At 62.0% G+C, this 15,001-nt stretch carries 14 protein-coding genes; 12 read left to right on the forward strand and 2 right to left on the reverse strand.

Going from position 1 to position 15,001, the window contains the following annotated elements:
- The first annotated feature begins 18 nt into the window (after positions 1-18).
- The 6 genes from tatB (at position 19) to GA829_RS19250 (ending at position 6,483) form a co-directional block, all read left to right on the forward strand.
- Complete coding sequence (gene tatB / locus GA829_RS19225; RefSeq protein WP_195174272.1) at positions 19-813, forward strand: Sec-independent protein translocase protein TatB; 795 nt, start codon at positions 19-21, stop codon at positions 811-813.
- Positions 810-1,685 (forward strand): twin-arginine translocase subunit TatC, encoded by an 876-nt coding sequence (gene tatC, locus GA829_RS19230; protein WP_195174273.1) that lies wholly within the window; start codon positions 810-812, stop codon positions 1,683-1,685. Before tatB ends, tatC begins: the two co-directional genes overlap by 4 nt.
- 198 nt (positions 1,686-1,883) lie before the next feature.
- A complete protein-coding gene (gene serS, locus GA829_RS37565) occupies positions 1,884-3,329 on the forward strand; it encodes a serine--tRNA ligase (RefSeq protein WP_195174274.1) in 1,446 nt (481 codons plus the stop codon).
- Positions 3,329-4,087 carry a 5'/3'-nucleotidase SurE gene (surE, locus tag GA829_RS19240; protein ID WP_195174275.1) on the forward strand — a complete coding sequence of 253 codons (759 nt, stop codon included), beginning with the start codon at positions 3,329-3,331 and terminating at the stop codon, positions 4,085-4,087. Before serS ends, surE begins: the two co-directional genes overlap by 1 nt.
- A complete protein-coding gene (locus tag GA829_RS19245; protein ID WP_195174276.1) occupies positions 4,084-4,737 on the forward strand; it encodes a protein-L-isoaspartate(D-aspartate) O-methyltransferase in 654 nt (217 codons plus the stop codon). Before surE ends, GA829_RS19245 begins: the two co-directional genes overlap by 4 nt.
- Before the next feature lie 222 nt (positions 4,738-4,959).
- Positions 4,960-6,483 carry a LysM peptidoglycan-binding domain-containing M23 family metallopeptidase gene (locus GA829_RS19250; protein ID WP_195174277.1) on the forward strand — a complete coding sequence of 508 codons (1,524 nt, stop codon included), beginning with the start codon at positions 4,960-4,962 and terminating at the stop codon, positions 6,481-6,483.
- Between the two features lie 105 nt (positions 6,484-6,588).
- Here the strand turns inward: GA829_RS19250 and GA829_RS19255 are convergent, their stop codons facing one another.
- Complete coding sequence (locus GA829_RS19255) at positions 6,589-7,464, reverse strand: ATP-binding protein (RefSeq protein ID WP_195174278.1); 876 nt, start codon at positions 7,462-7,464, stop codon at positions 6,589-6,591.
- Between the two features lie 276 nt (positions 7,465-7,740).
- On the opposite strand from GA829_RS19255, the gene yajC reads away from it, so the two are divergent.
- The 6 genes from yajC to GA829_RS19285 all read left to right on the forward strand — a co-directional run bounded on the left by yajC (position 7,741) and on the right by GA829_RS19285 (position 13,387).
- Complete coding sequence (yajC, locus tag GA829_RS19260) at positions 7,741-8,049, forward strand: preprotein translocase subunit YajC (RefSeq protein WP_195174279.1); 309 nt, start codon at positions 7,741-7,743, stop codon at positions 8,047-8,049.
- A 51-nt stretch (positions 8,050-8,100) separates the two neighbouring features.
- Complete coding sequence (secDF, locus tag GA829_RS19265; protein WP_195174280.1) at positions 8,101-10,650, forward strand: protein translocase subunit SecDF; 2,550 nt, start codon at positions 8,101-8,103, stop codon at positions 10,648-10,650.
- A 28-nt stretch (positions 10,651-10,678) separates the two neighbouring features.
- Positions 10,679-11,071, forward strand: coding sequence for an Mth938-like domain-containing protein (locus GA829_RS19270; RefSeq protein WP_195174281.1), 393 nt, complete (start codon positions 10,679-10,681; stop codon positions 11,069-11,071).
- 1 nt (position 11,072) lies between these two features.
- Positions 11,073-11,924, forward strand: coding sequence for a phytoene/squalene synthase family protein (locus GA829_RS19275; protein ID WP_195179729.1), 852 nt, complete (start codon positions 11,073-11,075; stop codon positions 11,922-11,924).
- 81 nt (positions 11,925-12,005) lie between these two features.
- Positions 12,006-12,437, forward strand: coding sequence for a hypothetical protein (locus tag GA829_RS19280; protein ID WP_195174282.1), 432 nt, complete (start codon positions 12,006-12,008; stop codon positions 12,435-12,437).
- Positions 12,437-13,387: a sterol desaturase family protein gene (locus GA829_RS19285; protein ID WP_195174283.1), complete on the forward strand. Its 951-nt coding sequence runs from the start codon at positions 12,437-12,439 to the stop codon at positions 13,385-13,387. Before GA829_RS19280 ends, GA829_RS19285 begins: the two co-directional genes overlap by 1 nt.
- Before the next feature lie 6 nt (positions 13,388-13,393).
- On the opposite strand, the gene trmFO is transcribed toward GA829_RS19285, so the two are convergent.
- Positions 13,394-14,806 (reverse strand): methylenetetrahydrofolate--tRNA-(uracil(54)-C(5))-methyltransferase (FADH(2)-oxidizing) TrmFO, encoded by a 1,413-nt coding sequence (gene trmFO / locus GA829_RS19290; RefSeq protein WP_195174284.1) that lies wholly within the window; start codon positions 14,804-14,806, stop codon positions 13,394-13,396.
- Positions 14,807-15,001: the final 195 nt, after the last annotated feature.

Genomic DNA, 15,001 nt, shown 5'->3' on the forward strand with positions numbered 1-15,001 from the left:
TAGTCGGAACTGATAGCCATGTTTGAAGTCGGCTGGACCGAAATGCTGGTGATCGCGATCGTCATGATCGTGGTCGTCGGGCCCAAGGATTTGCCCAATATGCTGCGCACCTTCGGCCGCACGACGGCGAAGCTGCGCGCCATGGCGGCCGACTTCCAAAAACAGTTCAACGAGGCGCTCAAGGAAGCTGAACTCGACGACGTCAAGAAGTCTGTCGATTCATTGCGCAGCCTCAACCCAGCGGCCGAGATCAGGAAACAGCTCAATCCGTTCGAGCAGGCAGCGGCAGATGTCCGCTCCGGCGTCGATGGGGTGATGAAGCCGAAGCCGGCGGCCGACCCCGAGACACCAGCAGCTTCAACGCCGCAGGCGGCCGAGCCGTTGAAAAACGGCGCGACGATGATGCCTGGCGTCAATGGGTCGGAAGGCGCGCCGGCAGCACCGATTTTCCCGGCAATGACCGATGAGTCGGTGGTTACGGCGTCAGTCCCGGCAGAACCTGCTGCAAAGAAGACAGCAGCAAAGAAGATGGCCAAGGTGACTCCGGTCGCGAAGGCGCCAGCCAAAGCTTCTGCGGCGAGGGAGCCCGCGCCGATAAAAGCCGTGCCCGCGAAAGCAATGCCGGCATCCAAGGTGCCGGCGAAGGGCGCAACCGTGACGGCAAAGCCCGCAGCGTCAAGGGCTGAGAAGCCCGCTGCCTCGAAGGCCGCTGCGCCAAAAGTGTCGGTAAAGGCTGAGCCCAAGCCTGCTGAACCCAAGCCTGTTCCGGCAAAGAAGCCGTCCGGCAAAAAAACGCCGGGAGCCGCCAAGTGAGTACTTCAGACAAGGAAAAGGACGAAATCGAAAAGTCGTCCGCTCCGCTGATGGAGCATCTGATTGAATTGCGCCGCCGGCTGATCTGGTCGATCGGCGGCTTTTTCGTTGCCTTCCTGGTCTGCTTCTTCTTCGCCAAGAAGCTGTTCAACCTTCTGGTCATCCCATTCAAATGGGCGACCAAATGGGCGGGGCTCGATCCGCACAAGGTCGAGCTGATCTATACGGCGCCGCAGGAATTCTTCTTCACGCAGGTCAAGCTCGCCATGTTCGGCGGCATGGTCATCGCCTTTCCGCTGATCGCGACCCAAATCTACAAGTTCATCGCCCCCGGCCTCTACAAGAACGAGCGCAACGCCTTCCTGCCGTTCCTGATCGCCTCGCCGCTCCTGTTCCTGATGGGCGCGTCGCTGGTCTATTTCTTCTTCACGCCGATGGTGATGTGGTTCTTCCTCGCCATGCAGCAGGCCGGCACCGACGACCAGGTGCAGATTTCACTGCTGCCGAAGGTGTCGGAATATCTCAGCCTGATCATGACGCTGATCTTCTCCTTCGGCCTGGTGTTCCAACTGCCGGTAGTGACCAGCCTGATGACGCGGGTCGGCATGCTGTCGTCCAAGGCGCTGGCCGAGAAGCGCAAATGGGCGATCGTCATTGCCTTTGTCGTGGCGGCCGTGCTGACGCCGCCCGATCCGATGAGCCAGATCGGCTTGGCCATTCCGACGATCCTGCTCTACGAAGTTTCCATCTGGGCTGCACGGCTGATCGAGCGCGATCAGGAAAAGCAGCGGGCGGCGCGCGAGAAGCAGGATGCCGCCGAGAGCGTGGCGGAAAAAGCCGCGGAAGCGCCGTCAACCGAGGTTCCTTCATAGGCCTTGGCGCTCGCGCCGGCGGAAAAACGCCGCCGTCGCAAAGCCCTCATCTTGCATCGATCAAGGATGCGGTTTACGCCCTCTGCTGAAACGCATCGCCATCACGGCGATGCGTTTCAGTTTTTGTTTTGAGCATGTCGCTGTCCCAAAACCGCTGCGCACTTTTGGGCGACATGCTTCCTGAGGACGGAATAGACCATGCTTGACATCAAATGGATTCGCGACAACCCGAAAGCCCTTGTCGAGGCGCTGGTCAAGCGCTCGTGGTCGGGAGCTGACGCGCAGTCCACGGTCGATGATCTGGTCGCCAGGGACGAGGCCCGGCGCGAACATCTAACTGAACTGCAGACCCGGCAGGAGCGCCGCAACGCCGCCTCGAAAGAGATCGGCAATGCCATGCGCTCGGGCGACGCGGCACTCGCCGAGAAGCTGAAGGCCGAGGTCGGCGACATCAAGGCCTTCATCCAGAATGGCGAGGCACGCGAACGCGAGCTCGACAAGGCGCTGAACGACGCATTGGCGGTGCTGCCCAACGTGCCGTTTGATGATGTGCCCGTCGGCAACGACGAGCATGACAATGTCGTCAAGCATAGCGTTGGCCAGGTGCCGACGAGGCCCAACTGGGTGAAAGAGCATTTCGAGATCGGCGAAGCGCTCGGCATGATGGATTTCGAGCGGGCGGCGAAACTGTCCGGCTCGCGCTTCACCGTGCTGAAGAGCGGGCTGGCGCGGATGGAACGCGCGCTTGGCCAGTTCATGCTCGACCTGCACACGACCGAGCACGGCTACGAGGAAATCATTCCGCCGCTGATGGTGCGCGATGAGGCGATGTTTGGCACCGGACAGTTGCCGAAATTTGCTGACGACTTGTTTGCCACAGCGAGGAGTCTCACTTCCATTGAAAAGGTTGCTCGAGCTCTCGCTTTGGCAAATGATCCGGGTCCTCCAGATGTCGATACCCGTTCCCCGCGTGAACGAGTTCTAGACGCCCTGATGAAGCAGCCGGATGAGTCGTTCATTTCTGCACCTGTGCAACGCCTCTGGCTCATCCCGACCTCAGAGGTGCCGCTGACCAATCTGGTGCGCGAGGAAATCACCGCGCATGAAAAGCTGCCGCTGCGCTACACCGCGCTGACGCCCTGTTTCCGCTCGGAAGCAGGCTCGGCCGGGCGCGATACGCGCGGCATGCTGCGCCAGCACCAGTTCTACAAGGTCGAGTTGGTGTCGGTCACCGACCAGGAGTCTTCACAGGCAGAACACGAGCGGATGACGCAATGCGCCGAGGAGGTGCTGAAACGCCTCGGCCTGCCGTTCCGCACCATGGTGTTGTGCACCGGCGACATGGGCTTTGGCGCGCGCAAGACCTACGACATCGAGGTCTGGCTGCCAGGCCAGAACGCCTATCGTGAAATCTCGTCCTGCTCTGTGTGCGGCGATTTCCAGGCGCGCCGCATGGACGCCCGCTACAAGGACAAGGATGGCAAGGGCAACCGCTTCGTCCACACGCTCAACGGCTCGGGCACCGCCGTTGGCCGCGCGCTCATCGCTGTCATCGAAAACTACCAGAACGAAGATGGTAGCGTAACCATTCCTGAAGTGCTGCGGCCTTACATGGGTGGTCTGGAAAAGATCGAAGCGAGATAATGCGCATTCTTCTGACCAATGACGACGGCATTCATGCCGAGGGCCTTGCGTCGCTCGAAAGGGTGGCGCGCACGCTGTCCGACGATGTCTGGGTGGTGGCGCCGGAGCAGGACCAGTCCGGCTACGCCCATTCACTGTCGATCTCCGAGCCGCTGCGCTTGCGGAAAATCGGCGAGAAACACTTCGCCGTGCGCGGCACGCCGACCGATTGCGTCATCATGGGTGTCAAGAAGATCCTGCCCGGTATGCCGGACCTGATCCTCTCCGGCATCAATTCGGGCGCCAACATCGCCGATGATGTCACTTATTCAGGCACGGTCGCCGGCGCCATGGAGGGCACGCTGCTCGGCGTGCGCTCGATCGCGATCAGCCAGGCCTACAGTTACGTCGGCGAGGATCGCGTTGTTCCCTACGAGACGACCGAGGCGTTGGCGCCGGCATTGCTCAAGAAGCTGGTCGCCATGCCGCTACCCGAGGGCGTGCTGCTCAATGTCAATTTCCCCAACTGCTTGCCTGATGAGGTTGCCGGGACGGTGGTCACCTCGCAAGGCAAGCTGATCCACAGCCTGTGGGTTGATGAGCGCCGCGACGGCCGTGGCCTGCCTTATTACTGGCTGCGTTTCGGCCGCGAGCCGGTCGAAGGCAAGCAAGGCACCGACCTCCACGCCCTGCGCAACAGGCTGGTGTCGGTGACGCCGCTGCATCTCGACCTCACGGCCTATGAAATCCGGGACCAATTGACCAAGGCGCTCTCATGAACCTGCCGATCGATGACCGCGAAGGCTTTGCCGCCTTCCTGCTCCGCCTGCGCGGCAGGGGCTCGGTGCCGAAGGCGCTGATCGCGGCCTTCGAGGCGACGCCACGGCGTGGCTTTCTCGCTGGTGCGCTGCATCCGATCGCCTGGTCAGACCGCATGCTGCCGATTGAATGCGGCGAGGCGATCGAAGGTGCCGACCTGCAAGCAGCCGTCATCGCGGCACTTGCCATCGAACCGACCAACCGCGTGCTCGAGATCGGCACCGGCTCCGGCTACACGGCGGCGGTGATGTCGCGGCTGGCGACACGCGTTGTCACCGTCGATCGCTACAAGACGCTTGTGGAGCAGGCCAGGCAGCGCTTCGAGGCAATCGGCATCGGCAATGTCATCGCGCGCCAGGCCGACGGCTCCGGCGGCTTGCCAAACGAAGGACCGTTCGATCGCATCGTTGCCTGGGCCGCCTTCGACAGCCTGCCGCGCTTCCTGCTCGATCAATTGTCGAGCGGCGGTATCGTCATCGCACCGATCGGACCCGAGGAGGGCGAACAGGTGCTGGCCAAGCTGACCAAGGTCGGCAGCCGCTTCGAGCGCGAGGATATCGGCCTTGTGCGCCTGCAACCGATCCTGCGCAGCGTGGCCGCCGTCATCTAATCGCTCCGCTTGCTCAATGCCGCCTTTGAGCGGTCTTGAGCTCCTGTGCCGGCAACCGGAACGAATGTGTTCGGCCCGGTTTGGCATTAACCAGCGGCCTTCTCCAAGAACTCTCAAATGTTTTAAGAAAATTTTCGTCGGATTCTAACGGGTTAACCGACCAGTAACATTAACGCGCTTTAATCGAGCCTAGTTTGTACCGGGTATGTGCGGGTTAGTGCGATGCAACTCAGTGTTTTGAAGAACAACGGTCGCAATCTGGCGCGAGGCTGCGCCATACTGATGGTTGCGGGTGCTGCTGCGGGATGCAGTTCCCAAGCTTCACGTTTCAATGGTGTCGACGACGTCTTCACCTCCTCGACCAACAATCAGCGCAACATCATCAACAAGCAGGACACCGCGCAGCCCTATCCGGGCGACGTTTCGGCGGCCCCGCTCGATGGCGCCCATACGCAGTCGGTGAGCCGCTCCAGTCTCGAGCCGGTTTCGGTTCGGCAGCTGCCGCCTGTTGCCCAGTCGCAGCCGGCTCCGGCTCTCGCACCTGCCGCCAATCCGGTCCGCACCGCGTCGGCGCCGGCTCTGGTTCGTCCGGCGCCTCATGTCGACAGGACGACAACCGGCACCGTTGCGCCCGCCGCGAAGCCCTTCAAGGATGCACAGCCCGACGCGCCGAAGATGGCGACGGCTGGTACGCCGCGCGCCACCGAGATCGTCGTCAGGGACGGCGAGACGATTTCCGCTCTGGCACAGCACTACAAGGTGCCGGCCGACGTGATCATGAAGGTCAACGGCCTGAGTGCAACCAAGGGGCTGAAGACGGGCCAGAAGCTGGTCATCCCGGCCTATGCCTATTCCAGCAAGGATGCCGCATCAGCTCCGAAGGTCGCAGATGCCAAGCCCGCGAACGGCAAGCATGACCAGCCGGCTACCGCGCCGGAAAAAGTGGCCGTGCTGCCGCAGCAGCCCAAACTTAAGGAAGGCAAGTCCGCCGCGCAGGTGGACACGTCTGCCGCTGCAAATCAGCCGAAGAACGCGAAGGTTGCCGCCGCTGCGCCCAGGGCGGCTGCCGGGACGTACACGGTCCAGTCGGGAGACACATTGTCCTCCATTGCCAGGAAGACCGGCGTCGGCGCCGTTGCCATCAAACAGGCGAACGGCATGAAGGACGGAATTCTGAAGATCGGCCAGACGCTCAAGGTGCCGGCCGGCGGAACCGCGACTGTTGCCAGCGCCAAGCCGGCAAAGGTCGATCCGGTGACCACGGCCACCACGCAGCCAGCGGCCAAGCCGACGGAAACGCTGGCCTCCTACACGCCGCCGAAGAAGGACGCGAAGGTCATCGCGGCGGCCGAGGACGATGATGCCGTGGCGCCGAATGCCACCGGTATCAGCAAGATGCGCTGGCCGGTGCGTGGCCGCGTAATTTCCGGCTTTGGCGGCGGCAAGGACGGTGTCGACATCGCGGTGCCGTCAGGCACGCCGGTCAAGGCAGCCGAGAACGGTGTCGTCATCTACGCCGGCGACGGCCTCAAGGAATTCGGCAACACGGTGCTGGTGCGCCACGAGAATGGATTGGTCACCGTCTACGGCCACGCCAGCTCGATCGAGGTGCAGCGCGGCCAGAAGGTCAAGCGCGGCCAGGAGATCGCGCTGTCAGGCATGAGCGGCACCACCGACTCGCCGAAGCTGCACTTCGAAGTGCGCAAGAACTCGGCCCCGGTCGATCCGTCGGGCTATCTCGAATAGAAGAAAAAAAGCGATTTGCGGGCCGTCTGACCTCCAGTCCAGCCCGCCGGCTCAGCCCGCTCCGCAAGGGGCGGGCTTTTTCAGTTCACGCAGCCTGTGGATCCATCAATCCTTCAGCGGCTTGCCCAGCCGTCCGGCGAGATCCTGTGTGAACTGCCAGGCGACGCGGCCCGAACGGCTGCCGCGTGTCGTTGCCCATTCCAGCGCCTCGGCGCGCAAAGTCTCGGGATCCATGGCCAGGCCATGATGGCGGACATAGCCGTCGATCATGTCGAGATATTCGTCCTGCGAACATTTGTGAAAGCCGAGCCACAGGCCGAAACGGTCGGACAGCGAAACCTTTTCCTCGACAGCCTCGGACGGGTTGATAGCGGTCGAGCGTTCATTGTCGATCATGTCGCGCGGCAAGAGATGACGGCGGTTCGAAGTGGCGTAGAAGATGACATTGGCCGGCCGGCCCTCGACGCCGCCTTCGAGCGCTGCCTTGAGCGACTTGTAGGATGTGTCGTCATGGTCGAAGGACAGGTCGTCGCAAAACAGGATGAAGCGATAGGGGGCGGCCTTCAGCAGCATCATCAGTTTCGGCAATGTGTCGATGTCTTCGCGGTGGATTTCGATCAGCTTGAGCGGGCGATCGAGCTTGGCCGATGCATTGATCTCGGCATGCACGGCCTTGACCAGCGACGATTTGCCCATGCCGCGCGCGCCCCACAACAAGACGTTGTTGGCGGCATGGCCGGCAGCGAAGCGTTCTGTGTTTTCGACCAAGATGTCGCGCACACGATCGACGCCACGGATCAGGCCGATGTCGACGCGATTGACCTTGCGCACCGGCTCGAGGAAGCCAGGATCGGCCTGCCAGACGAAGCAATCGGCCTCGGCGAGGTCGGTTTTAGGCACCGGCGGCGGGGCGAGGCGGGCTACCGCTTCGATCAGCCGGTCGAGTTTCTGGTTCAGGGCTTCAATGCTGCTGTCGGTCATGTCGGTCTTTTGTGCTTTGCGTTCTTGAGCGTCTAGAGGTTGCCCACCCTTGCGAATCCGGCGGGTTCGAAACCGGTTCCAAGCTTTTGTTCGAGCGTGATCTTTTCCGAAAACCGGCTCGCGCTTTTCGCGTTCATGCTCTAACACGGCTCAACAGGCCGGAAAAGCAGCCGATTTGGCCGGTCGCGCAGTTGCATTGAGAACTTTACCGACTATATTCCGGCCAAATTTCACGGGGCCGCATTGCGGCTCTTTTTCAAAATTCGGAGTACCTCCATGGGCACCTCTCCCGACATGCTGATCAGCGTTTTGCCGTTTGTGCTGATTTTCGTGATCATGTATTTTTTGATCATCCGGCCGCAGCGCACGCAGTTGAAGAAGCGTGGCGAGATGCTGGCCGCGGTTCGTCGCGGCGACACGGTTGTCACCGGCGGCGGCTTCATCGGCAAGGTGACCAAGGTGATCGACGACAATGAGCTCGAGATCGACCTCGGCGGTGGTACCAAGGTGACCGCTTTGCGCTCGACGCTCGCCGATGTGCGCGTCAAGGGTGAGCCGGTGGCGAACCAGAACGCCAAGAAATAACCGAATTGTCGGCGGAACGATCCGCCAGCATGCCCTGACGGACGACGCCATATGCTGTATTTTTCGCGCTTCAAGATGATCCTGATCTGGGTGGCCGTGGCCATCACCGTGATCCTCGCTGCGCCCAATCTGTTCCCCGCAAGCACGCTGGCGCAACTTCCGAGCTGGGTGCCGAAGCGCCAGATGACGCTCGGTCTCGATCTGCAGGGCGGCTCGCACATCCTGCTGGAGATGAATCAGAACGATCTGATCAAGGACCGGCTCGAGACGACGCGTGACGAAATCCGCACGCTCTTGCGTGACGCCAAGATCGGCTACACCGGTCTTGCTGGCACCGGGCGGGTCATACAGGTCCGCATCACCGACCCCGCGCAGCTGGACGCTGCCAAGACCGCGCTGAAGACGCTGACCGATCCCGTGGCCGCCGGCCTGTTCACTGGCGGCTCCATCCAGGAAATGACGCTGGATGATTCCGAGGCCGGGCTGCTCAAATTCAACGTGACCGATGCAGGCATTAAATACCGCACCTCGACGGCCTTGGCGCAGTCGATTGAAGTGGTGGGGCGCCGCGTCAACGAACTCGGCACCACGGAACCGATCGTGCAGCGCCAGGGCGACGACCGTATCCTGGTGCAGGTGCCCGGGTTGCAGGATCCGCAAAGGCTGAAGGAAATCCTGGGCCAGACCGCGAAGCTGACCTTCCAGATGGTCGATCAGTCGATGCCGGTGCAGGATGCGCTGAACGGCCGTCCGCCGGCAGGCTCCACGGTGCTTTATTCGCAGGACGATCCGCCGGTTCCCTATCTGATCGAGAACCGCGTCATCGTTTCGGGTGAAAACCTCGTCGATGCCCAGGCGACCTACAATTCGCAGAACAATGAGCCGGTGGTTTCGTTCCGTTTCGACTCGAAAGGGGCGGCTCGCTTCGGTCAGGCGACGGCGCAGAATGTCGGCAAGCTGTTTGCCATCATCCTCGACAATCAGGTGATTTCGGCGCCGCAGATCCGCGAACCGATCCTGGGCGGCACCGGTCAGATTTCCGGAAACTTCACCGCCCAGAGCGCCAATGACCTCGCGGTGCTGCTGCGCGCTGGCGCCTTGCCGGCAACGCTGACGGTGATCGAAGAACGCACGGTGGGCCCAGGCCTTGGTCAGGATTCCATCCATGCCGGCAAGGTGGCCGGCATCATCGGCTCGATCCTCGTCGTTGCGTTCATGTTCGTTGCCTACGGCCTGCTGGGCTTCCTTGCCAATATCGCACTGGCGGTGCACGTGGCGATGATCGTCGGGTTGCTCTCGCTGCTTGGTGCGACGCTGACCTTGCCCGGTATCGCCGGTATCGTGCTGACCATCGGCATGGCGGTCGATTCCAACGTGCTGATCTACGAGCGTATCCGTGAGGAGCGAAGAGCCGGGCGTTCGGTGATCCAGGCGATCGATACCGGCTTCTCGAAGGCGCTGGCGACGATCGTCGATTCCAACGTCACCTCGCTGATCGCGACCGTGGTGCTGTTCTATCTCGGCACCGGGCCGGTGAAGGGCTTTGCCATCACCTACGCCATCGGTATTTTGACCACGGTCTTTACCGCCTTCACCTTCACCCGGTTGCTGGTTTCGATCTGGCTGCGCCGCGCCCGTCCGAAAGAATTGCCGCGCGCGCCGGTGACCTTCGTCAAGCCTGGGACGAAAATTCCGTTCATGGGCATCCGCCGCTGGACCTTCGCGCTTTCGAGCGCGTTGTCGATCCTTTCGGTCGTCTTGTTCTTCACTGTCGACATCAACTATGGCATCGACTTCAAGGGCGGCTCGCTGATCGAGGTCAAGGCCAAGACTGGTACCGCAGATCTTGCCGACATCCGTTCCAGGCTGACTGAGCTCAACATCGGTGAAGTGCAGGTGCAGCAATTCGGCGATCCGAACGACGTGCTGATCCGCGTTGGCTCGCAGGGTGGAGGCGAGAATGCTGAACAGAGCGTGATCGACAAGGTGCGCGGCGAACTGCAGGACGGTTATGATTTCCGCCGCGTCGAAGTGGTGGGACCGACGGTATCAGGTGAGCTTGCCAAGCAAGGCACGATCGCCATGCTGGTCGCATTGCTCGGTATCCTGGTCTATGTCTGGTTCCGCTTCGAATGGCAGTTTGCTGTCGGTGCTATCGTCGCGACCGTGCACGATGTGGTCATGACGATCGGCTTCTTCGTCATCACCGGGCTGGAGTTCAACCAGTCATCACTGGCGGCGATCCTGACCATCATCGGCTATTCGCTGAACGATACGATCGTGGTTTATGACCGTGTCCGCGAGGATCTGCGAAAATACAAGAAGATGCCGCTGCCGCAACTGTTGAACAACGCGATCAACGAGACACTGTCGAGAACGACGCTGACCTCGGTAACGACCACCTTGGCGCTGCTGGCGCTGGTGCTGTTCGGCGGCGAGGTGATCCGCTCGTTCACCATGGCCATGCTGTTCGGCGTCGTCTTCGGCACCTATTCGTCGATCTTCATCGCCGCACCGCTGCTGATCCTGTTCAAGCTGCGTCCTTCGTCCGGAACGGCGGACGAACAGACACCGGTTCCCAGCAAGGCCGTCGCGACCTGACGCGACTGCCAAAGGGGGTGACAGAGCGGTGACCAGCAAAGGCATCGTCATCCGTGAGGCGCACTTCCCAGGCCGCGCGCCGATCGAGGCGTACGGCAATGGTGGGTTCCGTTTTGCCGACATGTCGCATCGCGGCTCGCTGCTGTGCCTGCCGTCGGGCATTCACGGCTGGGAACCTGCCGACCCGCTGATCCTGGCGGAAACAGACTTTGAAAAACTGTTCGCCGAGGCTGGCAAGATCGAGATCCTGCTGGTCGGCACCGGCAAGGACTTGCGGCCGCTGCCGGCCGCATTGCGTGCCGCGCTGAAGGCTGCCGGCATTGCGTCGGATCCGATGTCGACGGGTGCGGCGGTGCGGACATACAATGTTCTTCTGGCGGAAGAGCGCGCCGTGGCTGCCGCGCTGATTGCTGTCGACTGACATGTCGGACGCGGCCAAGATCGTCATGGACGCGGTGCGCGCCGCCGACCACGACCGTTATCTCAGCGCGCTCTACGCACCTTCTGACAAACGCAACGCACTGTTTTCGCTCTACGCTTTCAATGCGGAGATAGCCGGTATTCGCGACCGTATCCGTGAAGCGCTGCCGGGCGAAGTGCGGTTGCAATGGTGGCGCGATGTGATCGCAGCGGATGATGATGGCGCCGCAGCCGGACATCCGGTGGCCGTCGCGCTAAAGGCGACCATCTCGGCTCACGATCTGCCAAAGCGGGCCTTCGACAACATGCTGGATGCCCGCATCTTTGACCTCTACGACGATCCGATGCCGTCGCGCACCGATCTCGAAGGCTATTGCGGCGAAACGGCCGCGGCCCTGATCCAGCTTGCTTCAATGGTGCTCGCGCCCACCGAAGCGCCAGGCTTTGCCGAGCTTGCGGGCAGGGCAGGTTGCGCGCAAGCGACGACCGGCCTGCTGCTTTTGTTGCCGCTGCACCGCAGGCGTGGGCAATGTTTCGTGCCGGCGGATATCCTGGCTGCTGCCGGTTCGTCGCCGGAGGAATTCGTGTCTGGCGACGGAGGGCCCGGTGCGCAACGCGCCGTTGCCGCCATGACCGCCCTGGCGCGGGAGCATGTTTCCGCTTTTGAAAAGGGTGCTTCGTCCTTGCCGGTTTCGCTGCGTCCGGCATTTCTGCCGCTGGCCCTGTCGCGTGCCTATCTCGACCGGATGGAAAGCCCGCGCTCTTCGCCGCTCAACGGTGTTGTGAGGCTTTCGGCCTTGCGCCGGCATTGGCTGCTGTTGCGCCGCGCGACAAAGGGCTGGCCTCCACTTTGACGTAAACGTCAATCGTGTTAAAGATTCTTCGAACCGGAACCGTTGCCGCAGACAACGGGTCGGCCTGGAGGATATCTGTTCATGAGTTTGCCCGTGCTGGTCGCGATCGTCGTCTTCGGCATTGCGCTGTCGGTCGCCGCCGTCCACTTCACCGGCGGCAGCCGCACGGCGAAGCTCGCCAATGCCGAGCAGGCGCGAGGCCGTTTCGCTGAGGATTTTCCCGACGAAGCGGTGACCTCGGTTCGTCTGACACTCGACGGCCGGACGGCATTTCTGGATCTTGGGCAAGTGCGCGTCGGTATCGTGAGCGCGGTCGGCGATTGTTTCCTGACACGGATCGTCGAACCGTCGGACATCACGGCCTTGAGCGTTGATGGCGCCACGATCTCATTTCGGCTTGCCGATTTCACCTGGAAGGGCGGGCGCTTCATCTTCGCGGATGCATCGGACGCCAAGGCTGTGGCGACGGTGCTTGAGCCGCTCAACTCGATCTCGGCCAAGGAGGCCGCGTGATGGAAACTTATGATTTCCCGCAGGTTACCCAGCTTGCCATTCCGTTCTTTGTCGCGGCGATCCTGATCGAGCTTTGGCTGGTGCGAACCGGCCGCGCCAAAGGCTCGTTCGAGACGCGCGATACCTTGACCAGTTTGATGATGGGCACCGGCAATGTCGTCGCGGGGTTATTGCTTGGCGTCGTGTCCTACTGGGCGCTGCTTTGGTTGTGGCAGTTCCGCGTCTTCAATCTCGGCCTGTCGGTCTGGGTGTTCCTGGTCGCCTTCCTGCTCGATGATCTGCGCTACTATGTCTACCACCGCATCGCGCACCGGGTGCGCTGGGTGTGGGCGGAGCACGTCAACCATCACTCCAGCCAACATTACAATCTGTCGACGGCGCTGCGGCAGAGCTGGACGGGCCTGTTCACCTTCATGTTCGTGTTGCAGGCACCGCTGGTGCTGCTCGGCTTTCACCCGGCGGTGATCGCCTTCACCTTCGGCTTCAACCTGGTCTGGCAGTTCTGGATCCACACCGAGGCTATCGGCAAGATGTCGGGCTGGTTTGAATTCATCTTCAACACGCCGTCGCATCACCGCGTCCACCACGCCACCAATCCGCGCTATCTCGACGCCAACTATGCCGGCACGCTGATCATCTGGGACCGCATGTTCGGCACTTTCGTCGCGGAGTTGGAGGAAGACCAGCCGCGCTACGGAATCGTGAAAAATCTCGGTACCTTCAATCCGCTGAAGGTGGCGTTCCACGAATGGATCGGCATGTTCAGGGATGCGTTTTCGCCGGGCCTGACTTTTGGTGACCGCTTGAATTATCTGATCAAGCCGCCGGGCTGGAGCCATGACGGCTCGCGCGAAACCTCGGAGAGCCTGAAGGCTGCCTATGTCCGGAGAAATCCGGGCGAGGCAGGCAAGCCGGGACTACCGATGGCGGGCGCCGAGCCGGCGGAGTAGCACGGCCTATTCCGCAGCCTCGGCTGCAGCCGCCTCAAGCCCCAGCCATTCACGGCAATCGACCAGCGCGCGCGATGTCACGGCGTGGCGCTTGGCGACGGTCTTGTCTTTGCCGCGCATGCGCTTGCCTTCGATTTTCGGTGCTTCCACCGGTGGGAACAGGCCGAAATTGACGTTCATGGGCTGGAAGGATCGTTTGCCCGGCTCATCGTCGGAAACAATATGTCCGCCGGTGATGTGGTTGAGCAACGCGCCGAAGGCGGTGGTGAGTGGCGGCAGCGACGCCGCATGGCCAAGCCTCTCGGCAGCGGCGAAGCGGCCGGCGAGCAGGCCGATGGCGGCGCTCTCGACATAGCCTTCGCAGCCGGTGATCTGGCCGGCGAAACGCAAGCCTGGCCGCGACTTCAGCTGCAGCGAGGCGTCGAGCAAGGTCGGCGAATTGATGTAGGTGTTGCGATGCAAGCCGCCGAGGCGGGCGAAGTCGGCATTTTCCAGGCCCGGAATGGTGCGGAACACGCGCACCTGCTCGGCATGCTTCAGCTTGGTCTGGAAGCCGACCATGTTGTAGAGCGTGCCCAGCGCATTGTCCTGGCGTAGCTGGACGACGGCGTAGGCCTTGACCGTCGGGTTATGCGCATTGGTCAGCCCCATCGGTTTCATCGGCCCGTAGCGCAGGGTTTCGACGCCGCGTTCGGCCATGATCTCGATCGGCAGGCAGCCGTCGAAGTAAGGCGTGCCTTCCCATTGTTTGAATTCGGTTTTCTGGCCGTCGATCAATGCCTGCACGAAGGCAAGGTATTGCTCCTTGTCCATCGGGCAGTTGATGTAATCCTTGCCGGTGCCGCCGGGACCAACCTTGTCGTAGCGCGACTGAAACCAGCACGTGTTCATGTCGATCGTGTCGAAATGGATGATGGGCGCGATGGCGTCGAAAAAGGCCAGCGCATCGGCACCGGTCGCTTCGGCGATGGACTGTGCAAGCCCCGGCGCTGTCAGCGGGCCGGTGGCGATGATCGCCTGATCCCATTCCGCCGGCGGCAGGCCCGGCACTTCCTCGCGCTGGATGGTGATCAGCGGGTGCGCTTCAAGCCTTTTGGTCACCGCTTCGGAAAAGCCGTCGCGGTCGACGGCAAGAGCACCGCCAGCCGGCACCTGGTGCGCATCGCCGGCGCTCATGATCAGTGAGCCGGCGAGCCGCATTTCGGCATGCAGCAGGCCGACGGCATTGTTCTGGGCATCGTCGGAACGAAAGGAATTGGAACAGACAAGCTCGGCCAGGCCATCGGTCTTGTGGGCGTCGGTGCCGCGCACGGGACGCATTTCATGCAGGACGACGGGAACGCCAGCCTGCGCTGCCTGCCATGCGGCTTCGGATCCGGCGAGCCCGCCGCCGATGATGTGGATTGGATTTTTGCTCATGAGCGCCGGAATAATCGCTTGTCGCGGCGATTGCAATTGCCGGCGGCTACCGGCTGCGGTGACTAGGCTACCCTGAAAACAACAACACCCGCCGGGGGAGGAGGTCCGGCGGGTGTCGTTTTTGGGGTCGACCCTCGGGAGGAGGTGAAGGTCGACCATATTCGTCATTGCCGGGGAGGAGGTCGGCTTTGACGA

The organism is Mesorhizobium sp. INR15, assembly GCF_015500075.1.
Taxonomy (GTDB): Bacteria; Pseudomonadota; Alphaproteobacteria; order Rhizobiales; family Rhizobiaceae; genus Mesorhizobium.